Here is a 23329-nt window from a genome sequence, read left to right on the forward strand (position 1 = left end):
GTGGAGGACGATGGGGCGCGTACCAGGCGGAACGTTATATTTGAGGCCCTCACCCACGTCTGTCTTGCTGGATTTCCACCCAACTTTTGCGGCATAGATCTCGGCAGCTTCCCGCTGACTAAAACGTCCACACATGACACGCTCCTAATATAAGGGCCTAGGTTGGACAGTAGGCTGGCTATTTCCAAACGTCAACAACTTGGCTCCAGTCGGTTGTATAGGCAGGAGTCATACGCTCCTGCTTCATCTTCCACACTGCATCGTCAGGCGCGAATGAGCTAGCTGCGGCGATGGTGCTGCGTCCGTATCGCTGATTAAGGTCGTCAAGAACGGACATCAGGGCAGGTTTGTCCATTGAGGCGGGCGGGGGTGCGGCTGAAAAAAGACTGCCTTGAGAGGCTACTTGCTGCTGACTTGCTAAGTCCAGCAGGCATACGCCTGCCTTGGAGTACTTAAATCCTTCCCGATAGATCTTCCGTAAAGCGGAGAGGGCGGCTTGCACCAGGTCGACGGTGCTGTCAGTGGGAACGAGCAAGCGTGCCACAGTGCCGCCCGAGTACTGCGGGTCATTGCGAAAGTAACTTGTTCTGATGAACACCAGGACCGATGCAGTCATGGATTCTTGCGAGCGTAGCTTTTCTGCTGCACGGCTGACGAAGGTGCTGATGGCTTGCTCCAGATCCTCAAGGGCCAATACAGGCCGACCAAACGAGCGAGAGCACATGATTTGCTGCTTATCCGCTGGCACTTCTTCCCATTCCAAGCAGGCCTCACCGGCCAGCTCTCTTGAAGTCTTGGAAACCACAATAGAAAACTTATCGCGCATTACGCGCCAATCAGCCTGAGCTAAGTCTGCTGCCGTATGGATTTCAAGTGCTTGAAGTTTTGACGCAAGCTGCCTACCTACACCCCACACATCACTAATGGGGACATGCCGAATAGCGCGCATGAGGTCCGAAGTAGAAAGCTCCGATAAATCACAGACACCTTGGAGGCGGGACAGCTTCTTGGCTAAGTGATTAGCGAGTTTGGCCAGAGTCTTTGTCGGTCCGATGCCCACGCAAGTAGGGATGCCGACCCACTGACGAACGCGCTGACGGATTGCCCCGCCGATTTCCCGGCCGCTGCCTGGTACGCCAGTCAGATCCAGGAAGGATTCATCGATTGAGTAAATCTCCTGCTTGGGAGAGAACTGGCCGATGACGTTCATCATCCTGCCGCTGAGGTCGCCGTACAGATTGAAATTGGCGGACAAAGCAATTAGCCCGTGGGTGTCGGCCAGGTGCTTGATCTTGAACCAAGGCGCACCCATTTTGATGCCGAGGTCTTTGGCCTCCTCTGTCCGAGCAATGGCGCAGCCATCGTTATTGGAGAGCACCACCAAAGGCCGGCCTTCATAAGCAGGGCGCATCGCCCGCTCGCAAGAGCAGTAAAAGGAATTGCCGTCTATGAGAGCTATGCGGGGAGCAGGCCTTTGAGTGTCCATGTCACTACTCCCCATATCGTTAGCTCTTGCCCATCCCGAAACTCAATATCTGAAAATGTTGGGTTTGCTGCCTGTAGCTTTACCCGACCGGCTCTACGGAAAAGGCGCTTGATGGTGAATTCGCCGTCCACTACAGCCAGTACTACCTGGCCATGCTTAGCTTCGATAGAGCGATCGATCACCACATAATCACCATCATCAATTCCGGCATCTCGCATGGAGGGTCCGCGCACACGCATGAAGAAGGTGGCGTCAGGTTGGTTAATCAGCAGCTCGTTCAAGTCGAGCCGCTTTTGGGCGTGATCTTCAGCAGGGCTGGGAAACCCACACTGCACCGTTGAGGGTGTGGTCCAGACGTGTACTGGTAGTTGAGAGAGAGGGACGGGGGCTGTCATAACATATACTGTATGAAAAAACAGTAATTTAGCACTTAACGGCTTGACAGGTGTTACAGACTACCGGTGAGAAAAAACCGGCCCTAGGTAGCTTTGCGTCGGACAGCACGTTAACTCATTTTGTATCGGGCAATCAATTTCGATTTTGTTTTTAAAGTGGTCTGCTTAAATATATGAAAATGGCCTGTTTGTGCAGGCCATTTCTTTAATAGAATTCAAGCGAGAGATAAATGAAAATTTTAAAACAAGGAGATAAAAAAATGATTGTTGTACTCTTCGAGTTACAAGCAGTCGAAGGTCAAAATCAAAATTACGTAGATCTAGTGAATAAATTAACTCCTATGCTGGAGTCTAATGAAGGTTTTATTTCGGTTGAATGCTTCCAAAGTACCGTTAACCCCGAAAAGGTAATGTCCGTCACGACATGGCACGATGAGGAAGCGGTCATTAAATGGCGCAATGTAGATGCACATTTGTCTGCCCAGGCAGCGGGACGAAATAGAATCTTCAAAGACTACCGCGTTCGCGTAACTTCAGTAATAAGAGATTATGGATTGCACGATCGCAAAAATGCGCCGATAGATAGTGTTATCGTTGCGAGTGCAAATTAAAGTCTGTGATGTATATTCGATCCCTCACTGAGCAAGATGCACTGCTACAACTGGGATCGTTACGAACTGGTATTCGTTGTTAACGAACCAGGAGACGCTTACTTTTTGATCGGAGTGAACAACCTCGACCGTTAATTTGGGGCCGCCGCTTTTGAGAGTGACTAGGCTGCCAGGGGCTATTTCTGTCATTGTGCTCTACCAAAGAAAAGTTAGGGTCATACGGTTATAAACTGAAATCTTAACTGGTTCTTTGTCCTGGGTCAAAACGAAGGTGACTGTAACGTTGATTGTCTCAGTAGACGCGTTTTTTAAGAGACAGATACAGCAAACCGCCCGTACGGGCGGTTTGCTTAAGGATTTGCCAACTCTACCGTCATTAGCGCGGCAATCGGTATCTTCTCCGATTGGATTGCGTCATCGGGGGTAAACCAGGCGCATGTGACCTCACCACTATGCAGCACGGCCAACACGGTCATTTCTGGGCCACCGCTTCTCAGCTGGACTACGTCACCAACATTGAACGCACTCATGAATCCTCCGTAGATAAATAGAGGCCACAGTATGCCAATATGTAAATAAATTATCTATAAAATTATTTCATTCGAAATATTATGATAATTTCCTAGCTGAGCCAGCCCCCCTCTAGGTGGGGTTTTTATACGTTGCTACATCACAAAACTAATAATGGAGACAAACATGCATTTTGAGATTAACGCTGGTCATTTGACACCGACGTATGTCTCCTTAGTAGCGTGCACCAACGAGGCTTGCATCCCCAGTGCAAAGACGCCAGGAGTCATGATCTATCCAAACATTGCGCCTCATCATGTAGAGAGCCTATTAAAGCTCTTGGGGGATAAAGGGATTCCGTACAAGACCACAGTGGACGGCACTTGGCAGGGCTTTAACGGAGCAAGCTGGGAGAGCTAGCCATTTGTGGACGCAAAAAAAGCCCGCTCTATGGCGGGCCGCGTATGCGTTGGGGTAAAAGAGTGCGTGACTTTTGCGTGATACTGTCACGCGCTCTAGGTTAACGTAGGGCAGTGGTAGTAGTTAGGTCGAGCCTAAGTTGTTGATTTATGTATGGTTGGCTGCTTCTGTCTTGCATGGGGTGCAAGGGGTCGAAGGTTCAAATCCTTCCGTTCCGACCAAATTTTAAAAGGCCTACAGCATTTTTGTTGTAGGCCTTTTTTCATTACTGCCAGCATTTCAAGGAGAGGTGCTGACAGTCGCAGGTAATATTACATCAGGCTTTAAGCGGGATGACACTCCAAGAAGAATACTCCCCAAAATTTGCTCTGCAATGTTCGCAGGTCTCGCTAAATAGAGGGATGACCTTGTCGCAACTTGGGCATGTTCCTTTAGGGGCAAGGTCTGCCAGTCGTTTGCTTTCCAGGCGTGTGTGATTTGCATCAAGAGCAGGGTCTGACCATTCTGGTGGAAACCTTAACCTTGCCTTAAAAGCGTCTGCTTCTGCGTCGGAAATAGCACCACTCGCTAATTGATCATCAATGACTCTTACGCGCTCATGGCGCCATTTAGTGTTTAAAAAGCGTAATCGCACAAAGACGTCTCCCAAGAAAATGCGTAGTGCGGCTGGTTCCATGAGTGTGTAGTGCAGATGCAGCTCACCGAAGTTTGTCGTTAACACTATAAAAGTCTGTGTCGTTTTCTTGCTGGTTAAGGCATTGAGCACGCCTGCTATCGCCATTCCAGTAAGCGCCCCGTCTACACCGAAGCCGCCTCCGATAAAACCTCCCCCGCTCATGACGGTTCCTGGCCCAGTGACGGAGATATCGGCGACTTCGATCAAAGAGAAAGAGGCAGCTCTCGCAGCGGAGTGGGAGCTTACCGCGTCCCCTTCAAAAATAAGCTTGATACGGTCGCCAGGGGAAAATGGGAACCCGGGAGCGCCTAAGACTGTGCACTCATGGAGAGCGGTTGGGGTGAGTGGAGAGCGATCGTTCATATAATTTGGCCGTTTAAGGGTTTGGGGCTTTGCTCTTAAGATTGGATGCTTTGGGGAGAGAGGGATTCATTCACTTCCCTGTCGATGCAGCTCTTAAAGATGGCATAGCTACCTGCGCCTGCACGAGCACCGCAGTGACAGGGAGCTCGTGCTTGGCGTAGTGAGTGCAGCTTGCCTTGTCAGACAGGTGATTTGGCGTCTTTTGAGATTGTGCTCATGCTATTTATCAGCTTGGGTTAGAAGTGTTTTGAAATCAGCATGTGTGACGAGTGCGCGGATTGCGTCCTGGATGGCGCCTAGGCCCGCTTGTGCCGTTTGATTGCATGCCGTTTCCCCATAAAAACTGGATGTATATTTATGAGTGCTGCTGACAGCGATCGATTTTCCATTGGATGAGCTAAGCTCCATGCCCACAATCCACGTTCCGCCCATTGAGTCAAAGTCGAGAGCGGTTAGCCTGCCTGTGAGTTCAAGCGTGGACTCTTTCTCATAAATGTCAGCGATGATGAGTTCGCTAATAAGCGCTTTGCGAACATAGTCGGCGTAGCTTTCTCCGTCAGGCGTTTTGATGGGCCCAACGGCACGGCACATGATTTCTCCTGGCTGACTGTCCTTTTTAGTCGGGCTGTCATTGTGGAAGTCTCCAACATTTGCCTTTACATCGCCAACGGCTCGTAGGGCGACGACGGTATCAGTAGAGATGCTGTACCGAGGGACGGCGTAGGTGGAGCAGCCGACCAGCACTGTTGAAAGAGCTAATACTGCGATTGTCTTCATAACGCTATCTCACCTTCAATTATTAAATTAAATTTTGTTACTTTATGGTTAAAAAATAAGGGGCCAAATGGCCCCTTATGTGTTCTTGCCTAGCTCTTCTCGTTAATAACTTCTAGAAACTGGATAAAGGTTCTAATCATTGCTTAATTTTTTATTTCTTGATTCTTAACGTTGCTTAGCATGAAAAATTTATAGTTAAATTTTTCAACTCAACCTTTGTAATCTTGCCGATTACCTGAGGTTTCTTTATTCGTGTGATTAAACAAGGGTGTTCTGTTGGGTTGTTGCTGGTCGATAATAGCTATTTTTTTCCTAAATAGCGATGCAGGTAGTCTTAGTTGGACAAGAACGCGTGAAAATAGAACGATGTCTTTTTCAGGCATCAGTAAGCCAATGCTCAAGACATATCTGAAGCACCCGCTGCATAAGTATCCTGAGGGGTTACGATCGTACTTAAATTCAATAATAAACAGGGTGCCAAAGTGATAGCAGCAAGAATGCCTCAAACAAAACAGTCCAATAAACAGAGGAGCGGCTATATGCGTGGGTTTAAGCTGGTGGTGGTGACAAACTTTTTCTGATGAGCGCATTAACTTTCGCTCTCATGAGGAGATGCTGCTAGTGCTATTTATTCCTGCCCAGATCAAAGCGCGTATTAAATCAGCGACGAAGGGGAGGCTGGTGGCGAGTGCGCTGGTCTTGAGTTTTTCGCTTAGGGTCACCAATGACTTCATTGAGGATTAAGCCTTCTGGGCTTATTCAGTGTTCGTAGACGCGCAAGCCTTTGTTGCGAACGGAATGTCACTTCCCAAGGGCAAAACCATGACACTCAATTTATCGGCTGTGTCTGTCCAGGAGGCTATTCAAACAGATTATGCCCGTGTGCTTGGCAGGGTTCTGCAATAGAAGCCCCAGATAAAAGAAGCCCGCAATGCGGGCTTTTTCTTGCTTGAGGGTTGCCGCTGTTCTCTTACCAGCCCCAGCACGTCCCTCCTGCGGGTTTGCCGCAGTTACGGTAGTTCACCGCAAACCACAGCTTACCTGCACCGCGCGGGCTACCGTCAGATTTAACGTCATGGCGGGGCAGTTCTTCCAGGGTGTCGCGGGCGGCTTTAGTGGCAGAGTCACTGGCCGCATCAGCCTCTAAAACAATCCGTCCCAAAGCGGCGGCGTCCCGGTCTTCAAAGACCAGATCCGTATCTTGCAGGGCTGTCATTTTTAGGGAGGCGTCGCGCACGGCGGCGGCATAGCTATCATCCGAGCCGCCGGGTTTCAGTGTTTTGTTCAAGGTGCTGGCCGCCAGAATCTGTGTCGGGGTGGCGGGCGGGACCATCATGTATTGATCCAGCGATGGCATCTGGCCAGCAGCAGCTTGGCGGCGTAACCAGTCGCCCCATAGAAACTCGGCGTATTCAGGCAAGTCTCCATTGTTGTAGGCGATGTCACGCGTGAAATACACCAGCGAGCGATATCGGTCTTCCTGCATGCCGCCAGCTTCTTCTTTGCTGGCTAGCCCGACGCGGGTGGGCAACTGTTCGACGCTAATGGCTTGGTTCTGACCATCTCGTAGCCAGACCAGTTTCTCTTTACTCATGCGCTCCCAGAAGGCGCGGGCATCGTGCAGATCGCTGTAGTTGGCGCTGACTTTGACCCAGACGGGCAATTTGGGGCCACCGTCGGGGATCTCACGCAGGGAGGAAAAAGTGTGGTGGCCGTCGGTCAGGTACAGATTTCCGTCCCAGCCCACGACCACTGTTTTTAGGTTCGCTGTTTGTGAACCCAGCGCGTCTTTGCACAGATAGCTCGTAGGCTGATCCAGGCGGGCAGTTTGTGCCTCCTCGATGCTCAGAAATTTCTCGGCGCGCTCTGTTCCTCCCATATCCTCACAGTAGTCGTCGAATTTTTTACCGATCGTGCGGTTCAGGTAGTCCAGCTGTTGCTTGGGATCCTTGGCCCAGGTTGAACGCTTGATATCACCCTGCCAGCGACCCAGCTTGTAGTAGACCTGATCGTAGCCAATGGCGGCCTGGGTGGGGTGCAACTCCTCGATGCGGACCTTAATGATATCGCCGGCCTTGGTGTCCAGGTAGGCGGCATTGCGCGCGGGTTCTGTATCGGGCTCTTCGGTGACGGGGGGCGTGACGACGGGCGTGTCAGGGTTGGGATTGCCGCCGGTGCTGGAGCCGCTGTCGCAGGCTGCCAGCGCCAAGGGGAGCAGGGCGATACCTAGTGTACGCAGCATGTTCTGTCGGGCGGGGAGCAGAGAGTGTAAGAAGGCGAGATTCATGGTCCGTTGGAGGTTTTTGTTTGTAGATCCTAGATCATGAGGGACGGGTATTGCCGGAACATTGCACTCGGGGTCTTGGGCTACTGGCTGGGATAAGAACGCTTGTTCAGGAGCAGGGATGAATCAGATAGGATGGCTGCCAACAGGCGCTGAATCACGTAAACTATTCACCCTTGAATCAAATCTATGAATGACTACCTGGCAGCAGATGCTGATTTAAAAGGTCTTTAATGTCGCTCTACAAAAAAGCCTGGCTATTTGTACTGTTTAGCGTGGCGGTTCTTGCCGCCTTGCTCTTTGGTATGCCTTTGCTGGATCGTGTTTTGGGCACGTTTAGTTTTTTGGTGTTCGGCCTGTATATCTTGGGTCAAGGTTTGCTGGCAATGGTTTTCTTTAGCTGCCCACAATGCGATTTGTCGCCTTTTATGGGGAGCAAGGGTTTGTTCACTAGCTACTCGATATTTCCACGCAAAAAATGTGGCCATTGCGGGCATGATCATACACAGGCTGACGTAGCCGAGACGTAAACTCGGGAGCGGCCAAGGCTCAAGGATATTGCGCTAGCGTATCCCTTCAATATCCTGTTGTTGAGCCATGGCCTGGGGCTGTTTACCTAGTCCGGGTGATGGTTGTGATCCACCATCATGTTGTCGCCGAAAGTAGCGAACTTGGCTGTGATCTCGGCGGGAAGTTTAGCTTCCGCTTCGCTGGTTTTTTTGACCAAACGCTCTGCTGCCTGTGCGCTCATCCCGGCCATGGTCAAGGTTTCGACATCATTCAAGCCGTCACCTCCGCACATATGGACATTCCACTCTCCGTGACGATTCAGTAAGAGCGCACGGCCGCCACGTGCCAGCTGCGTCCAACCCGCCAGGGCATACTCGCCCTCGATGATAATGGGTTCTATGGACAGGGGGGCGTCGGGGCTATCCCAAATAGCCTTCATGGCCTGTGATATGCGCTGGGCTTCTGGAGATGCTGCGCGAGCGGTTCCAGACAGCACCATTAACAGTGCCATGGCTAAGAGAATCCCCTGAAGCGACGCAACGATGGTTTGACGATAGGGCGAATGGGTTTTCATAAGAAAATTTCCTTGCGATTCAAACTATTAAAAGACAGGAGAGTTCTTGCTCTGTGATTGCCGTGTTTGCGTGACTCTTACGCAGTGACGCATAGACTGCTTGCTGCATAAGAACCTTGTGCCTTGAACTGAATGACATGGGCTCTCCCTGGAAGGTTTACTTGATGAGTTCGTGGCTTCAGTACTGGATTTGCACGCCCGCAAATACGGATCGACCTGTGCCGGGCTCGAATAAGGCGGAGGAGGCCGTCGCATAGTCTGTGATGCTGACACTGGCGATGTATCGGCGGTCAGTCAGGTTGCGGCCATCGATATAGAAGGAATAGGCACCTTGCTCCCAGCCTGCACGCAGGCCAAGCAGCGCATAGGAGTGAGTCTTGGTGCTGTTCGCGTTGTCCACGTAGTAGGCCTGCGGGACCCACTCGACGTTGGGGCCAAGATAGAAGCCAGTGGGATGTTTGTAGAGAATCTCTGCCCGTAAGTAGTGTTTGGGTACGCCGGGCATCTGGTTGTTGTTCCAGTCCCTATCATTGTCGAACTTGAAGTTGCTGTAGGTGTAGGCTCCCTTGATGACCAGGCTGTCGGCATGGGCTCCTTGCAAGAATAGGCCGCGTCCCGCCGTCCATTCCACGCCCAGCTCGAGTCCTTGGTGGGTGGTGCGATCCGCATTGACGGTTTGATTGCAGATGTTCCATGGCGCGCTAATGCATTGCAGTTCATTCTTGATACGGGCATGGTAGAGCGCGATATCCCACGCCACATCGCCGCTTTCCCCTCGCGTGCCGATCTCCACGGTAGTGGCGCGCTGCGGCTTGAGACGATCCAGATCATTGCTGGTCGAGAAGTTCATGTCATCAAAGGTCGGGGGCTCGGCACTGCGTGAAATGTTGCCAAAGACCTGCCACTGTGAACTGAGGTCCCACAGCAGGCCAAGCTTGGGATTGAACAGGTGGTAAGTCTTGTCACCGGAACGCGTCGTGGGCAGGCCGGCGTTATAAAGGTCGTTTCGCTTGCGCTGGGCATACTGATATTGCAGGCCTGTAATTACGGCAAGATCGGGGGTGAGGTTCCAGGCGTTTTCTGCATAGGCCGTCAGGTTGTTCGCGGTATCTTTGCTGGTCGATAGTTTCTCTAATCGCTTGCCCGCCACGTTGACTGAATTTTGCGCATCGATCTTGCCCGCTGACCAGGTCAGTCCCAGTGTAAATCGATTGTCTCTGCCCGCCAGTGCAGTGGAGTTGACCAGTCGTCCGTAGGCTCCATAGCTGGTGGTATCTCTATCCACATATTGATAAATGGGGTGACGCAGCGAGCTTTGTCCGAACCAGCCCCCCAGCTCATAGCGTGTCTTATCAAGGACCCAAACGGTGCGGTTGGCAAGGCGGCCTCCATCCAGGTTGAGCTGCCAGTCGTGTTCTTTATTGCTTTGCGCGGCATGCCGTGGCTTATTCAGTGCTTGATCACGGCTGACTGAACCGGGAATCTCCTGGTGGATCTGAAAACCGCTAAGGTAGAAGCGGGTTTCTGCCTGATCTGAAATGCGCCAGCCTAGGTTTGCACTGGCTCGCAGTGAATGGCCGGCACTTTGCTCCCGATAGCCGTCTTGGCTTTGCCAGGACCCAGACACCACACCATCTATCTTTTCGCCGACAAAACCGCTGCTTAACTGCGTCCGCCGCCAGCCAAAATTGCCTGTATCCAGACGTCCCTGGAATGCATCGGCTTCATGTCCGGTGGGGGTGACGAAGTTGATGGCACCGCCCAATGTAGCGGATCCATACTGCAAGCCATTCGCTCCTTTATATACTTCGGTGTAGCGGTAGGCCGTGGGGTCGATGCGTTGAAAGTCGCTGCTGCCGTCGGGGGCGTTAAGCGGTACACCGTCCTGGTAAAGGCTGATTCCACGCAGATGGTAATAGCGCGACAAACCAGAGCCGCGTATGGACAGACGTGCGTCGTCGCCCCATTTGGGTTGAGCGAAGACCCCCGGCGTGTAGTCCAGCATGTCCTTTACGGTGGCAGCTTTTGTATCGCGCCAGACACTGTCGGGAACTAAGGCTACGCTACCAGCAGTTTGCTCGATGGATGCCTTCGCGCTTGCTGTGTCAGCTACGGTCAGGCTCTTTTCGCGCTCGGGGGTGACCAGAACTGGGGCCAAGGTCGGCGTTTGCGCTTGAGTGTTTGTGGCCCATGTGCTGAAAAAACCTAGGGCGAGTGTCAGGGCAGTAAGGAGTGCGCGGGGCGCTACCTTGTGCTTTGTCCAGACGGGCGAGAGGGCGACGGATGAGGGAACGGTCTGCACGGCGTGTGCCGGTGCAGAAACAGGAAGAATAGACATAAAAAAACCTTGGAATGACTTCGCTGGAGACTGACGGCATAAGATGCAGTCAGCGACGAGAGATCAAGCAAGGTTTGCAGGGGGCGCACGTGAGCCAAGAGGTGGTCCCAGTGCGGGTAGGGGCGGCCGAGTCTGATTCCGTTGGGGCAATAGCAAGGGCGCATGAGAAGCAGGGCTATCCAGACTTGCCATATCGGCGCTGGGCAGTGCAGCTTGCGACAATACCAGCCCGTATGGGCAGGGCTGAACATCGGTGTGCCCATCGGAGGTGGTGGAGTCATCCTGCCCCGTCAAGCTCATCAGAATGGTGCTGGGGTTTCCACCGGGGGAGCACAAGGTGATGGAAAAGAAGCCATCTCGCTTGCTGGCTGTGTCAGGCATGTATCCAACGGGAACCAGCGCCCGACACAGGAACGACAGTATCGCCAGGCAAAATAGAACTTGCCAGGCTAGGTCATTCTTGGGCCTAGGACGGGACTGCTGGATACACATTGTGCGATTGTATGACAAGTCTTTATGTATGGTTCTGAGACTTTTTAACTTGTTTTTGGGGAGTCTTTGATCGCGGTGTAGTCGTATGTATGGTCAAGCAGGCTTAGTGTAGGGTGTCTGATTAGGGTACCCTGCCCAATTCGCTTGTCGCGCTATTAAGTGACATCGCTTCGTCAATTACAGGCCATCTATTTATCGTGTTTAAACTCTTTTTCTCAGCTCGAATTCTTGCGATTTCTGTACTTCTTACTGGGCTTGCCGGCTGCGCAGCTTCTGACGTTTGGTCAGAGATATCTGCTGAAAAAGCAGAATGCTTGAAGCCACAAGGGCCTTATCCGAAGTCCTGCGGCGTCAACTATAAGGGCCCGACTGGGGAGCAAGTCTTGAGCAAGGAGCTGACGGGAGGCAATCCCGATATTCGTTATTTAACGGCGATGCAGACTTTCTACCCTGGTATGCCCATTAGTCGCGAGCAGTTGCTGGAAGTCGCGCATAAGGCGGAGCAGGGCGATGAAGGGGCCATCATGGCCTTGGGCAAAACCTACTACGAGATCGGCCATCACTACACCAATTGCAGTGTCGTTCGTACTGGGCAGAATTGGTTGAAGCGCGGCAGTGATATGAATCTGCCGCATGCGAAGGTGGCGCTTTCCCAGCATTATTTCAGTGGAATTTGCGGGCCTATCCAGTTGGACAAAGCCTTGAGTCTGGCACGAGAGGCCTATGCGCTAGACCAGCACCCCATTATTAAGGAATGGCTGGAGTATGCCAATGACCCGGCGAATCAAAAGCTGGCTGTGACTCAGCGGGAAAAAGAGTTTAGGGCGTATAAAGGCGAGCCTTCTTAAGTGGGGCTGTGTACCGCTCAGAAGTAAACAGCCCCATGCTTTGGCAGGGGCCTTGTTGAGGCTTGGGCTTAAGGCTTGCGCCCTTTATCCAGATAAGCCTGAAACTCGTTCCCGGGCACCATGCTGCCGCCGGTTCCCCAAACCAAATGGGTGGCGTTTTGTAATTGAGTCGGCGTAAAACCCATGTCTTGCACATACTTCGGAGAGCCTAGTACTCGCGCCATGCCCGGTACGCCAGCCAGCGCCGAGGGCTCTAGCTTCACCCCGTCCTGTTCGTAAGCAATCACCAGCCAGCGGTAGAGTTCCTCGTCTGTGACGGTGTAATAGCCATCAATCAAACGCTGCATGGCTTTACCCACAAAGCCGGAGGGCCGCCCTACGGCCAGTCCATCAGCAGCGGTGATGTTATCTATGCCTATATCCTGCACGCTGATTTTGTCATGCAGTCCGGTGTAGACACCCAGCAGCATGCAGGGCGAATGCGTGGGCTCGGCAAAGAGGCAATGCACGGCATCGCCAAAAGCAAGCTTCAAGCCAAAGGCGACTCCACCGGGACCACCACCTACACCGCAAGGCAAATAGACAAACAAGGGGTGGTCGGCGTTAACGATAATGCCGGCTTGCTGGAACTGGGCTGCCAGACGTTCCGCAGCCACGGCGTAGCCCAGGAAAAGATCGGGGGAGTTTTCATCATCCACAAAGTAGCAGCGTGGGTCTTGAGAGGCTTGTTCACGGCCTTGTTCAACGGCCACGCTGTAATCGGATAGGTGCTCAACCACGTTGACGCCATTGGCCCGGAGCTTGTCTTTCTTCCATTGGCGGGCATCGGCAGACATATGGACGCTGACCTTGAACCCCAGTTTGGCGCTCATGATGCCAATGGACAGTCCCAGATTGCCGGTGGAGCCTACCGCAATGGTGTACTGGCTGAAAAATTGGCGGGCTTCGTCGCTGGCCAGTTTGCTGTAGTCGTCCGTTAAACGAATCAGCCCGGCGTCCAGGGCTAGATCTTCAGCGTGTTTTAAAACTTCGTGTATCCCGCCACGGGCCTTGATAGAGCCGGAGATGGGCAGTTCGCTATCGGCTTTCAACCATAAAGCACCCACGTGCTCCAGGGCGTTTTCCTGCATAAGGATTTTGCGTACATGATCTAAAGGTGCGATAGGGGATTCAATGATGCCATTGGTGGCAGCCGTGTCGGGAAATACGGTTTTCAGATACGGGGCGAAGCGTCGCAGGCGGGCGCTGGCAGCTTGCACGTCCTGAGCTGTCAGCCCAACATCAGTCAAGGCGTGGGTGACGGGGGCGATAGCCGGATTGAACCAGGAGCTTTCTTTCAGGGCGATCAGATCGCGGATAAGAGGATGGCTGCGTTGCCAGGCCGCCAAGGTTTTTCCATGGATCATGCGTTCACCTGGTGAGTAAAGAATTTCATGGGTAGAGAGAGGAAAGATGCTACACGATTGTGCGTGATGACAGGGGCGGTGAAGGGGCTTGATTGGAGGGGCGTAAAGAGGCAGGGCGAGGAAAAGCGATAGGTACGGAAGCTGACTTATGAAGGGCTAAGTGCAGACACTTCGGGCAGTTTTTTCCTACTAGAAGAAAACTGCCCTCTTGATGAGGGCAGTCTCAATCGCTTTAAGAAGGCTTGTCTTTGGGCTTAGGAACAAAGACAAGTGTTAATCTGCGCTGGAAACGCAGGCCATCAGTACCGAGCATCCTTAGGCTTTTTACCGTTGGGCCAGTCGTTCACTTTGCCTGCAAAGTCAGGTCGGGGCATATGCGTGAAGTACTCAGCAATGTCCACGGCGTCCTGATCTTCCAGCACACCACCCTGGCCCCAGGCGCCGTGAGAGTTCACGCTCATCGGCATGTTGTACTTGATGAAGACAGCCGCCTTGAAGGTGCGCGCCATCCCTGCACCAATGTTGAAGGACTCATCGCCCCATAGTGGCGGAAAGATAATATTGCCGCGCTCATCTTTCAGGCCCTCGCCGTCCATGCCGTGACAGGTCGCGCATTGGGCGCCATACAAGGCTTTACCGCGCTCGGGATTGGCGATCAGCTCATGATCCAGTGGACCATCAATTGGCACTTGTACTTTTTGGCCAGCTTGCACACCTTGAGCCAGCCACTTCATATAGGCCAGCATGCCTTGCATTTCAGGTGAGTCCACGGGGACGGCCTTGCCGTTCATGGAGCGCATGAAACAGCCATTGATACGGCCAGCCAAGTCCACCATCTTGCCCGATCGGGGCATGACTTTGGGGTAGCTGACAAAACTGTTGATGTAATGCGCCCCGCGCGGTGCCTTGCCTTGATCTATGTGGCAGCTATTACAGTTCATGGCTGCGCCCACATTATTGGGGAGCAAGCGGCGTGTTTCGTTCAGCAGACGCTTGCCGTACAAAATAGCGGCGGCATCCGGCTCTTTTTCGATCAGCAGATCGGAAGGAATGGTGTACTGGCCCACGACCTCTTTGCTGTCCACATTAATGATGGGATAGCTCGCTTGAGTGGGCGCCGTCAGTGCAGGGTTCGCCCCAAAGGTATACCAGCTTGCCGCCGCTACACCGGCGATGACTATAGCCATAACAGACAGGGTTTTGGCCTTACTCATGGCGGGCTCCTTGAGGCTGGATATTGGGCGATTTATTGGCTACAAACTGGCGGATATGGGCAACGTCGGCTGCTTTGACGGTAGGCGCTTCGTTGGTCCAGCTGCTGCGAATGTAGTTAACAAGATCGGCGATGTCCTGATCGCCCAAATGGCGGAAGGCAGGCATGGTGAAGGTCATTTTGTCGATTTTGTTTTCAGGCATGCGACCGCCTTCCAAGGTCACTTGAATGACGGATTGCGGATTGTTGGCAAAAACGGCCGAGTTACCTGCCAGTGCCGGAAAAATGCGCGGCACGCCTTTGCCGTCGGCCCGGTGACAGGTCACACAGTGGGCGGCATACAGCCAGGCGCCGGGCGAGGTGTAGTCACCATCCAGCTGTTTTTGTGTGGTGGCGTCGGCTTGATGCGGGATCTCGGGATTGCGGCCCTTCACGGGGGGCAAGGATTTCAGGTACTGCACCATGGCGCTTTGATCCTGTGGCGTCATGTACTGCGTGCTGTGTTCCACCACGTCCGTCATGGCACCGAAGGCGGCAACCTTATCGGTACGACCGGTGGCAAAGAAGTCCAGTAGTTCAGCCTCCGACCAGCCCGCTAAACCACGACCCTCGCCACGTAGGCTTTTGGCGCGCCAGCCGTCAATCACGGCACCGGACAGGTAGTCGTCTCCGTCTTTCAGGCTTAGGGCCAGCTCTTGATAGGCCAACCCGCGCGGTGTGTGACAGGCGCCACAATGGCCTGGTCCTTGAACCAGATAAGCTCCGCGGTTTTTCAGATCATCCAGACCTTCATCAGCGACAAAACCCTGATCTTTAGGCGCAAACATCCATTGCCAAAAGGCAATCGTCCAACGCATCTGGAAAAGTTTGGGCAAAGTGGGGGCGGCGTTTTGCTGTTTGACGGCCGGGACACCACGCATGAAATAGGCGTACAAGGCATCCATGTCCTTGTCGCTCATGATGGCGTACGAGGGGTAGGGCATGGCGGGGTATAAAGCGGCCCCGTCCTGGCGCACACCGTGTTGCACCGCAGTCTTGAATTCGTCCTGGCTATAGCTGCCTATGCCTGTTTCTTTATCAGGCGTGATGTTGGTGGAGTAGATAGCTCCAAGCGGCGTTTGCATGGCTAGGCCACCTGCATATTTTTGACCACCAGGAACGGTATGACAGGCGACACAGTCCCCCGTCCGGGAGACGTAGGCTCCCTGTTTGATCAGGGTTTCATCATCCAGGTTTATTGTGTTTGCCGATGAGGAGACGATACTGCGCTGCGACAAAATGAACTGCGACCCGCCGTAGGCGGCTCCCAGTCCTACTAGCGCCAGGATCAAGGTCTTGGACAAGGCTTTCATAGACATTACCCATAATTATTAAATAAATGTGTCAAATAACTTCAAGTCACACTCAGTACGCATGGTATAGACAGCCCAAAGGGCAAGAAACCCTTGTTCAGATCAATATTGACCTAACTCAAGGGTTATATATATAAGCTTATAACGAGATTGAAATTGTAAACAGAAAGAGACAGTGATATGGCGACTGAATGCAAAGGGGAGGAGCAAAGCCATGCTCGGTGTTTTGAGAGTTTTGGAGACTAAGCTGCGCTTTCAGACTGTTTTAGAGCGTTTTATTGGTATTTCAGCGTCAAAACGACTTACAGCGCAAAACGCTACAGGCAGCATTTACGCTTTATGTCTGACTCAAATGTAAGCGAGGAATAGGCGGGGCTGTGAGCTTTGAACGGTTCGCAGTCAGGCTGAAAATGCTGTATTAGTGTGGGTCAGCCAGGAGGAAGTCGGCGCTGAAAGCAAGTCTTGTGCCAAATTTATGATCTTTGTTTGAGTAGTAGGGCTGCAAGGCTAGCTGTTCTGTTTTTAAGAAAGAAGCCTGAAACTCTACTTTGTATCAAAAAGAGATAGATAGAATTATTTTCTTAAATTTAATCCACCGAGCCCTCAACATCGCTAGGCAGGATCCGGTCTAGCCTACCCGCCGTCCAGTAGCCTCTTTGTGCTGTTTATATTGCACAGCCTGCAGGCGTGGCACGGATTATGGCCATGCACTACCCCTAGTGTCGTGATGGATTTTTGAAATCTGGAGACGCTGGTCTACCGCTATCTGCCGGATTTCCGCATGGCCGATCCGCGTTATCAACTTATTACTGCTCGCATGTTGTTGAACCACTCGGCCGGTTTGCGGGGCGATGACCTTATTAATGATTCGCTGTTCATTGGTGATAACAGTATCCAGGGCTATGGACAATTTCTGGGTACTCTGGCTTTGCAGGCGTTGAACGCTGATCCAGGGGCGTTTTCGGTGTACTGCAATAGAAGGGCCGGGCGAAAACTATGCTCCTCTTAAACTGCCTGGGCGTGACAGTGGTTTGCCCTGGATTCACTACAACGTGATTGCCTCGGGCGATATCAATTCCACCGCAAAAGACTTGGTGAGTTTGCCCCTTTATTCATGAAAAATGGCCCCGCCATCTTGTCTCCACAATCGCAGGCTGTCATGCAGGCCCCTGAGTATTTGCGCGCTCCATGGCCGCCGTTGTGCTCAGTGCGGGCGGCAACAGTGGTAAGAACCGGCTTTTTGCTAAAAAGATTTTGCTGAAGGCCTTGGAGTTAAAGGGAATAGATACGTCGGCCATAGTTAAAAAGTCGTTTTCCGTCGAAAAAGGCGCTCAGATGGTTTTTGTACGCTTTTTTCTTAGCCTGAGCTTATGAAGTTCTCTGGTTTTGACAGAAATTGCGCGATGTTCGAATAATTTGGCGATTAAGTCCGTAATTTTATCGGCGTATTCAGTGAGCTAATGGTCTTGGGCTTCGTCCTGCGTAAAAGTTGTTTAAACAGAGAGGTTTAGGGTTCAAAACCATCTGAAAGTGGCGCGTAACAAGGCTCTGAGTGCAGATCAAAGTGTCCGCCTAGTAAAAACCCTCTTGGATGTTTGCGTACGAAAGTCCTACTATGGGCGCTCAATTATCGGATATGAGAATTCCATGATGTATGACTACGTAATTGTTGGGGCCGGGATGGCAGGTGTGTCGTTGGCTTATCGTTTGCCCGAAGATGCCCACGTGCTGGTTCTGGAAAGAGAGTCCCATGCTGCGTATCACTCCACGGGACGCTCGGCCGCGATGTTTGTTGAAACCTACGGTACGGCCACCATCCGGGCGCTAACGGTTGCAGGGAACGATTTTTTCAGTCACCCGCCGGCCGGTTTCACGGATCAGCCTATCTTGCTGCCTCGGGGTGTGCTGTATGTGGGCACCGCTGAGCAACAGGATTTGCTGGACAGCCAATTTAAGGACTGGCACGAGCAAGGACTGGATGTCAGCCGTTTGAGCGCGGAGCAAGCTTTGGAAATGGTGCCATGCCTGGACCCGGCGCAGTTGGCGGGGGCCTTGTATGACGCACAAGGTCAGGACATGGATGTGCACGCCTTGCACCAAGGTTTCTTGAAGGGGGCCCAGGCCAAGGGCGTGAAGCTGCGCCTGGATACGGAAGTGTTATCGGCCCAATGGGATGGCGAGTGCTGGGAGGTTCAGCTTAGTTCTGAACCCAAGACCTTGCGTGCCCGTGTACTGGTCAATGCAGCGGGCGCCTGGGCCGATACTTTGGCCGAGCGTTGTGGCCTTCAGGCTCTGGGGATCCAACCCAAACGCCGTTCTGCTTTTTTGTTTTCGCCACCGGAAGGCGTGGATCATCGCGATTGGCCGGCCGTTATTGATATCGGTGAAGAGTTCTACTTCAAACCTGATGCGGGCATGTTGCTGGGCTCGCCTGCCAATGCGGATGATGTGGATGCGCACGATGTGGTGGCGGAGGAGCTCGATGTGGCCACCGGTATTTACCGTATTGAAGAACGGACTCAGCTTCGTATTCGTCGCCCTAGTCATACCTGGGCTGGACTGCGCAGCTTTGCGCCCGATGGCGAGCTGGTGATTGGCCAGGATGCGCAGTGTCCGAGCTTTTTTTGGTTGGCTGGCCAGGGCGGCTACGGCATTCAAACCGCAGCGGGCGCGTCTTTGTTGGCGGCCAGTTTGTTGCAACAGCAAGATCTACCCGGGCCCTTGCAGGCTTTGGAGATTGATCCTGCCGTGGTGTCTCCCGCTCGTTTCAGAACATAAAAACAGCAGCACTTTGATCTCCCGGAGGAGAAGACATGTCGAATATAAAAAATATCCTGGGCATAGCCATGGCCTTTGTCGGCGTGGTGGTGGGGGCCGGCTTTGCATCAGGACAAGAGATATTGCAGTTTTTCAGCAGCTTTGGGTATTGGGGGCTGTTGGGAGGGGTGGTCAGTGGGATTTGTTTTACGGTGCTGGGGATGGCCGTGGGGGAGTTAAGTCAGGTTTCGGTGTCGCACTCGTTTAAAGAAGGTTTATATCTGATCTGTGGTCCACGCTTGGGTGTGGTGGTCGATATCATGATTACCTTCTTTATGTACGCCATCGCTGTAGTGATGTTTGCGGGCGGCGGCTCGTTGATGGAGCAGCAGTGGGGCGTCCCCGCAGAGTACGGCAGCATCGCGGTGATGGTCATTACCGTATTGATCGTCTTTTTGCGGGTGGACCGTGTCATGGCCTTTATTGGCAGTGTCACGCCCATCCTGGTCTTGATGGTGATCTTTCTGTGTATTTACAGCTGGAATACCCGTGATTTGCCCTTGCAGGAGTTGGATGTGATTGCACAGACCAAACCGCAAGGCTCCGGGCATTGGTTAATGGGCTCTTTGTTGTATGTGTCCTACAACATGGTGGTGGGGGCGCCTTTTCTGATGATCGCCGGGGCACAAGCCACATCGCGCCGTAATGCCTTGCTGGGTGGTTTAGTTGGTGGTTTGTTGCTGGGCTTTTTGATTGTGTTGATCAGTGCCGGTGTATTTGGCCGTATCGACACCATCGGCTCTGCCGCCTTGCCCATGCTGATGTTGGCCAGCGAGCAATCCAGGCTCTTGGGTACCATCATGTCCGTGGTGATTTTCGCCATGATTCTGACTACGTCTGTGGGGGTGCTGTATTCCTTCTCGGCTCGTATCTTGCCCCCCAATACCCGTAAATTCAATATTGGGACGGCGATAGCCGGGGTGCTGGGACTGGTGGGTGCCAAGATCGGTTTCATCAATCTGGTGGGTACCGTCTACCCGTTTTTCGGATACCTGGGCTTTGTTTTAATGGCCTGGATTCTGATTGCCTGGTTCCGTTTGCGCCGCTTACAATACAAGGATGCTGCGTAATAAACTGCTAAGCAAGGAACAGGTGGGAACCCGCCTGCGCCTAGCCCGCCATAATCAAAAACAGACACTCAAGCAGCTGTCTGAAAAAACGGGCTTGGCGCTTTCTACCATTTCTAAAGCAGAGTTGGGACAGGTCACCTTAAGCTACGAGAAATTCGTTGTTTTGGCCCGTGCCTTGAATATTGAAGTCGGTTCCTTGTTCGCTGTCCCGGATGAGGAATCCGCTCAGGCTTTACCCACGACCGCCGTGGGCATCTCTAGCCACAAAACCACTGCCACACCCGGCTACGCAACCCGTAATTATGAATACGGATTGCTGTTTGGTGAGTTGACCGGCAAACACATGAACCCGATTCTGGCCGTGATTGATTCACGCGATGCCAAGGAATTTGACGACTATATCCGTCATGCCGGTCAAGAGTTTGTGATTGTTTTGTCCGGTGCCATTGCCATCCAGTTTGAAACGGGTGAAACCTTGTTTCTGGATACGCACGAGTCCGCTTATTTCGATAGCGGCATTGGGCATGTCTATCTTTCGACCAGTGATGAGGACGCCAAAGTGGTGGCTGTCTGTACCAGCGGTTTGCCGCCGGGAATGGCTTGATCGCTATTGTTTGCTTTCAATAATTATGATTATTTTAATTTTCCATTTTAAATAAATCATTTAATAAGGCGGCTTATTTTTTAGAGCGGTTTTATTTTATTTAATGGTGCTGCCATTGTTATATTGAATTTGGATTTCTTAGGCTGATATCTAGTATTTAATTAATAAATTTAGTTTCTCGTTACAATGCCCTCACTTATAAACAGAGTGCATAAAGGGATTGGAATGAGGGTTTTTGTTTTTTCGGCAGCAGTAATGCTGACCGGTTGTGCATCTATTACGTCAGAATCGATGCAGTTGGTACGAGTCGACGCCTTGGATGAATCAGGAGAGAAGGTAGCAGAAGCTCGCTGCACTCTGATTAATGATAAGGGTGAGTATGCCTTGGAGTCTGGTAAGCACGCGATGGTGGGTAAATCCAGCAAGAACCTGAACATTACGTGTGTGGCTGCTGACCGCACGGATGAGGCAACCGGTACGCTGATTTCCCGGGCGGGCGCAGGAATGTTTGGCAATATCCTGTTCGGCGGTGGCATTGGTGCGATCATCGACCACAACCGTGGCACAGCGTACAACTATCCTGATTGGGTGCAGTTGGTATTTGGGAAAGTGCTAACTTTTGACCGCACTAAAAATAAAGATGGCGAGCCTATGCAGGGATTAGATAAAGCGGCAGAGCCAGATAAAGCTGACGAACAAGTGATTGCAGCAACACCTTAATAGTTTTGAGAAAGCCCCTTTCATAAGGGGTTTTTGTATACGTGCCGTTATTTTGCCGCCTGTTATTTCAGCCAGAAGCCTTCTTTACTGTTGGCTTGTCAGTCACATCATCAAAAGCCGGCGGCAGGATGGTGTTGGGTGTGGTGGAGACTGGCGATGGGCCGTTGGACTTAAGCGGCGCGACGCAACGCGCGGTGGCGTTTTGAAAGTAAACCGTCCCCACTTTGTGGTCCCGCAGGCGAGCTAGTTCTGGCTTGGCATTGATTGTTGCTGCCGATAAAGGAAAGACAACGCCGCGTGTGGGAATCGTGTCGCGGGGCGAGGCTTGCTGGTCGCTGCCACCTTTGAATATCCGCACATGCACAGGGTCACGGGCAGGATCGGAAATGACCCATTCGTGCAGGCCATTGGCCATATCTTGAATACCCAGAGGGTTGGGTGGGAATGTTCCTGTGCGGGCTTTGTCGGTATCGTTGCCCTGGTCTGGCAAGTTACGGCCGCTCTGCCATTGCCCGTTATCCGTAGCCCAAGGAATGGGTTGGCCACGGCTGCGGGCCGCATATTCCCATTCGGCTTCAGTCGGCAAGCGCATATCCAGACTATTGTCCTGGCCCAACCAGATGCAAAAAGCTTCGGCCTCGTCGTAAGGCATGTTGGCGGCTTGATCGCCATCCCCTTTGACAGGCTGCCAACGGGCAGGGCGTTTAGTCTGCTTTAAAAAACGGTCATACAGCGTGTTGCTGGCCTCTTTCTTCATGATGGCAAAGGCATTGACCTCGACCGGGTAGGGCGCGAGGGCCGCCTGATCCGGCTGGGCGACCCATTGCACCGTCAGTTCACCATCAGGCGCACGCATGGGAACCTGAAAGTTGCCGGCCATAAAAGCACCGCCTTCTACCGTGATGAACTCGGGGCCGGGCTCCGGGCTCGTAGGCAGTGACCTCAGAACCAGCAAGAGTAAAACGCTGGCAATGATGAGGGTCGCACTGAGCCGGGCGGGGGTATGACGCACTCTTGTTTCCTTGCTCCTGCTTCAGATGAATGAGGAGCTTTATTAATTGATAACGCTTATACGGCCCCGTATTATTCCATGCCTGCTTCTAAGACGGGTTTGTCTGGGGGCAGAGTTTACTCATTTACGCGAACGCTGTGGCTTTTGTTATTCGGCGCTTGGAGCAGGTTTTTCAGGAATAACGGTCAAAGGAATACGTACGGTTTGGCCGTCTCGGATCACAAGGCTCCATCGCTCTGGATCAAACAGTAAAGGGCTGACCTCAAACACGGCGACATCGGAGACGGTCAGTAGTGGATTGAGTTTGTCGGAACCGACGGTGTCCAGGTCCTGCGCGTAGCGATAGTCTTGCGTGGCGCGTCGGTTAGGAGCGATTTGCGTGCCTCCTTCATCCGCCAAGAACAGGCGTGGCTGATGAATCCGTGGGTCTACTGGAGTCTGGGTGGTATTGGTATAGCGGTAGTGCAGGATGATAAACAGATTGTTTTGCCGGGCAGGTGTCGCCAGGTGTTCCTGGTCAAGCGCTGTCTGGCTTTGCCATTGATCCAGGGAGATATGCAGACGCGTGCCTTGATACTCGGGGGTGAGCAAGGTGCTGGCGTAGTGTTGAATGGGGGCAATCGGGGCAATCGGCGGGAGGCTGTGCGGCGCAGCAGGCCGCGTTTGTGTAGAAAGAACCCGGTCGTTTTGACTGTAGGCGGTGGCAGAACACAAGGCTAAAGCGGCAAACAGCCAAAAACGGGGCAGGGCAACATTCATGAGTGCGAACAAGCCAATATGGATGAGAAAATCAGTGGGGATCGGATGAAACCGGGTGTTGGGCTAGAGAGACGACAGGCAAAAAAATAAAC

The 23329-nt window shown here is 52.5% G+C and carries 24 protein-coding genes; 9 read left to right on the plus strand and 15 right to left on the minus strand.

Annotation, left to right across the window (positions count from 1 at the left end; genetic code table 11):
- Positions 1 to 178: 178 nt before the first annotated feature.
- Together IE156_RS00005 and IE156_RS00010 are read right to left on the minus strand one after the other, a co-directional pair.
- Positions 179 to 1501: a Y-family DNA polymerase gene (locus IE156_RS00005; RefSeq protein ID WP_308430463.1), complete on the minus strand. Its 1323-nt coding sequence runs from the start codon at positions 1499 to 1501 to the stop codon at positions 179 to 181.
- Entirely contained in the window at positions 1456 to 1881 is a 426-nt protein-coding gene (locus IE156_RS00010) for a LexA family protein (protein ID WP_189390455.1), read from the minus strand. Before IE156_RS00010 ends, IE156_RS00005 begins: the two co-directional genes overlap by 46 nt.
- Before the next feature lie 230 nt (positions 1882 to 2111).
- Between IE156_RS00010 and IE156_RS00015 the strand changes: the two genes are divergently transcribed.
- Positions 2112 to 2492 carry an antibiotic biosynthesis monooxygenase family protein gene (locus IE156_RS00015; protein WP_373296471.1) on the plus strand — a complete coding sequence of 127 codons (381 nt, stop codon included), beginning with the start codon at positions 2112 to 2114 and terminating at the stop codon, positions 2490 to 2492.
- 24 nt (positions 2493 to 2516) lie between these two features.
- Here IE156_RS00015 and IE156_RS18560 read toward each other — a convergent pair whose 3' ends face one another.
- From IE156_RS18560 to IE156_RS00040, 5 genes are all read right to left on the minus strand, one after another.
- Entirely contained in the window at positions 2517 to 2681 is a 165-nt protein-coding gene (locus IE156_RS18560) for a DUF2158 domain-containing protein (RefSeq protein ID WP_189390456.1), read from the minus strand.
- 161 nt (positions 2682 to 2842) lie between these two features.
- A complete protein-coding gene (locus tag IE156_RS18565) occupies positions 2843 to 3022 on the minus strand; it encodes a YodC family protein (protein ID WP_189390457.1) in 180 nt (59 codons plus the stop codon).
- Positions 3023 to 3738: 716 nt separating this feature from the next.
- Positions 3739 to 4260: a hypothetical protein gene (locus IE156_RS00030; RefSeq protein WP_189390458.1), complete on the minus strand. Its 522-nt coding sequence runs from the start codon at positions 4258 to 4260 to the stop codon at positions 3739 to 3741.
- A gap of 420 nt (positions 4261 to 4680) precedes the next feature.
- Positions 4681 to 5238 (minus strand): hypothetical protein, encoded by a 558-nt coding sequence (locus IE156_RS00035; RefSeq protein WP_189390459.1) that lies wholly within the window; start codon positions 5236 to 5238, stop codon positions 4681 to 4683.
- Positions 5239 to 6208: 970 nt separating this feature from the next.
- Positions 6209 to 7480 (minus strand): ParB/Srx family N-terminal domain-containing protein, encoded by a 1272-nt coding sequence (locus IE156_RS00040; protein ID WP_229840788.1) that lies wholly within the window; start codon positions 7478 to 7480, stop codon positions 6209 to 6211.
- Between the two features lie 275 nt (positions 7481 to 7755).
- Here IE156_RS00040 and IE156_RS00045 point away from each other — a divergent pair, with 275 nt between their 5' ends.
- Positions 7756 to 8052: a hypothetical protein gene (locus IE156_RS00045; protein ID WP_189390461.1), complete on the plus strand. Its 297-nt coding sequence runs from the start codon at positions 7756 to 7758 to the stop codon at positions 8050 to 8052.
- 86 nt (positions 8053 to 8138) lie between these two features.
- Here IE156_RS00045 and IE156_RS00050 read toward each other — a convergent pair whose 3' ends face one another.
- From IE156_RS00050 to IE156_RS00060, 3 genes are all read right to left on the minus strand, one after another.
- A complete protein-coding gene (locus IE156_RS00050) occupies positions 8139 to 8543 on the minus strand; it encodes a copper uptake system-associated protein (RefSeq protein WP_189390462.1) in 405 nt (134 codons plus the stop codon).
- A 241-nt stretch (positions 8544 to 8784) separates the two neighbouring features.
- On the minus strand, positions 8785 to 10944 hold the full coding sequence (locus IE156_RS00055; protein WP_189390463.1) for a TonB-dependent receptor family protein: 2160 nt from the start codon (positions 10942 to 10944) through the stop codon (positions 8785 to 8787).
- A gap of 63 nt (positions 10945 to 11007) precedes the next feature.
- Positions 11008 to 11436 carry a DUF2946 family protein gene (locus IE156_RS00060; RefSeq protein ID WP_268248084.1) on the minus strand — a complete coding sequence of 143 codons (429 nt, stop codon included), beginning with the start codon at positions 11434 to 11436 and terminating at the stop codon, positions 11008 to 11010.
- Positions 11437 to 11819: 383 nt separating this feature from the next.
- Between IE156_RS00060 and IE156_RS00065 the strand changes: the two genes are divergently transcribed.
- Positions 11820 to 12284, plus strand: coding sequence for a hypothetical protein (locus IE156_RS00065; protein WP_189390465.1), 465 nt, complete (start codon positions 11820 to 11822; stop codon positions 12282 to 12284).
- 68 nt (positions 12285 to 12352) lie between these two features.
- On the opposite strand, the gene dsdA is transcribed toward IE156_RS00065, so the two are convergent.
- The 3 genes from dsdA to IE156_RS00080 all read right to left on the minus strand — a co-directional run bounded on the left by dsdA (position 12353) and on the right by IE156_RS00080 (position 16261).
- A complete protein-coding gene (dsdA, locus tag IE156_RS00070; protein ID WP_189390466.1) occupies positions 12353 to 13690 on the minus strand; it encodes a D-serine ammonia-lyase in 1338 nt (445 codons plus the stop codon).
- Between the two features lie 299 nt (positions 13691 to 13989).
- Positions 13990 to 14904: a c-type cytochrome gene (locus IE156_RS00075; RefSeq protein WP_189390467.1), complete on the minus strand. Its 915-nt coding sequence runs from the start codon at positions 14902 to 14904 to the stop codon at positions 13990 to 13992.
- Positions 14897 to 16261, minus strand: a complete 1365-nt coding sequence (locus IE156_RS00080; RefSeq protein WP_373296472.1) for a cytochrome c — start codon at positions 16259 to 16261, stop codon at positions 14897 to 14899. The genes IE156_RS00075 and IE156_RS00080 overlap by 8 nt, the downstream gene beginning before the upstream one ends.
- 745 nt (positions 16262 to 17006) lie before the next feature.
- Between IE156_RS00080 and IE156_RS18570 the strand changes: the two genes are divergently transcribed.
- The 6 genes from IE156_RS18570 (at position 17007) to IE156_RS00110 (ending at position 21466) form a co-directional block, all read left to right on the plus strand.
- On the plus strand, positions 17007 to 17264 hold the full coding sequence (locus IE156_RS18570) for a serine hydrolase domain-containing protein (protein ID WP_373296489.1): 258 nt from the start codon (positions 17007 to 17009) through the stop codon (positions 17262 to 17264).
- 179 nt (positions 17265 to 17443) lie between these two features.
- The gene (locus IE156_RS00090) at positions 17444 to 17629 is read left to right on the plus strand and encodes a hypothetical protein (RefSeq protein ID WP_189390470.1); all 186 of its coding nucleotides are present in this window, start codon (positions 17444 to 17446) and stop codon (positions 17627 to 17629) included.
- Positions 17630 to 17902: 273 nt separating this feature from the next.
- On the plus strand, positions 17903 to 19033 hold the full coding sequence (locus IE156_RS00095; RefSeq protein WP_189390471.1) for an NAD(P)/FAD-dependent oxidoreductase: 1131 nt from the start codon (positions 17903 to 17905) through the stop codon (positions 19031 to 19033).
- 35 nt (positions 19034 to 19068) lie between these two features.
- Complete coding sequence (locus IE156_RS00100; protein WP_189390472.1) at positions 19069 to 20142, plus strand: YkvI family membrane protein; 1074 nt, start codon at positions 19069 to 19071, stop codon at positions 20140 to 20142.
- A complete protein-coding gene (locus IE156_RS00105; protein WP_189390473.1) occupies positions 20132 to 20746 on the plus strand; it encodes a helix-turn-helix domain-containing protein in 615 nt (204 codons plus the stop codon). Before IE156_RS00100 ends, IE156_RS00105 begins: the two co-directional genes overlap by 11 nt.
- A gap of 225 nt (positions 20747 to 20971) precedes the next feature.
- A complete protein-coding gene (locus IE156_RS00110) occupies positions 20972 to 21466 on the plus strand; it encodes a hypothetical protein (protein ID WP_229840790.1) in 495 nt (164 codons plus the stop codon).
- Positions 21467 to 21533: 67 nt separating this feature from the next.
- On the opposite strand, the gene IE156_RS00115 is transcribed toward IE156_RS00110, so the two are convergent.
- A complete protein-coding gene (locus tag IE156_RS00115; protein WP_189390474.1) occupies positions 21534 to 22478 on the minus strand; it encodes a formylglycine-generating enzyme family protein in 945 nt (314 codons plus the stop codon).
- 147 nt (positions 22479 to 22625) lie between these two features.
- Complete coding sequence (locus IE156_RS00120; protein ID WP_229840793.1) at positions 22626 to 23237, minus strand: hypothetical protein; 612 nt, start codon at positions 23235 to 23237, stop codon at positions 22626 to 22628.
- Positions 23238 to 23329: the final 92 nt, after the last annotated feature.

The sequence above is a fragment of the Alcaligenes pakistanensis genome, assembly GCF_014652815.1.
Taxonomy (GTDB): domain Bacteria; phylum Pseudomonadota; class Gammaproteobacteria; order Burkholderiales; family Burkholderiaceae_B; genus Alcaligenes; species Alcaligenes pakistanensis.

Coding starts and splice junctions, on each gene's coding strand:
- IE156_RS00100 (WP_189390472.1), top strand. CDS start 19,069: ATGTCGAATATAAAAAATATCCTGGGCATAGCCATGGCCTTTGTCGGC.
- IE156_RS00050 (WP_189390462.1), bottom strand. CDS start 8,543: ATGGCACTGTTAATGGTGCTGTCTGGAACCGCTCGCGCAGCATCTCCA.
- IE156_RS00005 (WP_308430463.1), bottom strand. CDS start 1,501: ATGGGGAGTAGTGACATGGACACTCAAAGGCCTGCTCCCCGCATAGCT.
- IE156_RS00095 (WP_189390471.1), top strand. CDS start 17,903: ATGATGTATGACTACGTAATTGTTGGGGCCGGGATGGCAGGTGTGTCG.
- IE156_RS00010 (WP_189390455.1), bottom strand. CDS start 1,881: ATGACAGCCCCCGTCCCTCTCTCTCAACTACCAGTACACGTCTGGACC.
- IE156_RS00090 (WP_189390470.1), top strand. CDS start 17,444: ATGGCCGCCGTTGTGCTCAGTGCGGGCGGCAACAGTGGTAAGAACCGG.
- IE156_RS00080 (WP_373296472.1), bottom strand. CDS start 16,261: ATGTCTATGAAAGCCTTGTCCAAGACCTTGATCCTGGCGCTAGTAGGA.
- IE156_RS00120 (WP_229840793.1), bottom strand. CDS start 23,237: ATGAATGTTGCCCTGCCCCGTTTTTGGCTGTTTGCCGCTTTAGCCTTG.
- IE156_RS18560 (WP_189390456.1), bottom strand. CDS start 2,681: ATGACAGAAATAGCCCCTGGCAGCCTAGTCACTCTCAAAAGCGGCGGC.
- IE156_RS00030 (WP_189390458.1), bottom strand. CDS start 4,260: ATGAGCGGGGGAGGTTTTATCGGAGGCGGCTTCGGTGTAGACGGGGCG.
- IE156_RS00110 (WP_229840790.1), top strand. CDS start 20,972: ATGAGGGTTTTTGTTTTTTCGGCAGCAGTAATGCTGACCGGTTGTGCA.
- IE156_RS00060 (WP_268248084.1), bottom strand. CDS start 11,436: ATGTGTATCCAGCAGTCCCGTCCTAGGCCCAAGAATGACCTAGCCTGG.
- IE156_RS00040 (WP_229840788.1), bottom strand. CDS start 7,480: ATGCTGCGTACACTAGGTATCGCCCTGCTCCCCTTGGCGCTGGCAGCC.
- IE156_RS00035 (WP_189390459.1), bottom strand. CDS start 5,238: ATGAAGACAATCGCAGTATTAGCTCTTTCAACAGTGCTGGTCGGCTGC.
- IE156_RS00015 (WP_373296471.1), top strand. CDS start 2,112: ATGAAAATTTTAAAACAAGGAGATAAAAAAATGATTGTTGTACTCTTC.
- IE156_RS00045 (WP_189390461.1), top strand. CDS start 7,756: ATGTCGCTCTACAAAAAAGCCTGGCTATTTGTACTGTTTAGCGTGGCG.
- IE156_RS00075 (WP_189390467.1), bottom strand. CDS start 14,904: ATGAGTAAGGCCAAAACCCTGTCTGTTATGGCTATAGTCATCGCCGGT.
- IE156_RS18565 (WP_189390457.1), bottom strand. CDS start 3,022: ATGAGTGCGTTCAATGTTGGTGACGTAGTCCAGCTGAGAAGCGGTGGC.
- IE156_RS00055 (WP_189390463.1), bottom strand. CDS start 10,944: ATGTCTATTCTTCCTGTTTCTGCACCGGCACACGCCGTGCAGACCGTT.
- dsdA (WP_189390466.1), bottom strand. CDS start 13,690: ATGATCCATGGAAAAACCTTGGCGGCCTGGCAACGCAGCCATCCTCTT.
- IE156_RS00105 (WP_189390473.1), top strand. CDS start 20,132: ATGCTGCGTAATAAACTGCTAAGCAAGGAACAGGTGGGAACCCGCCTG.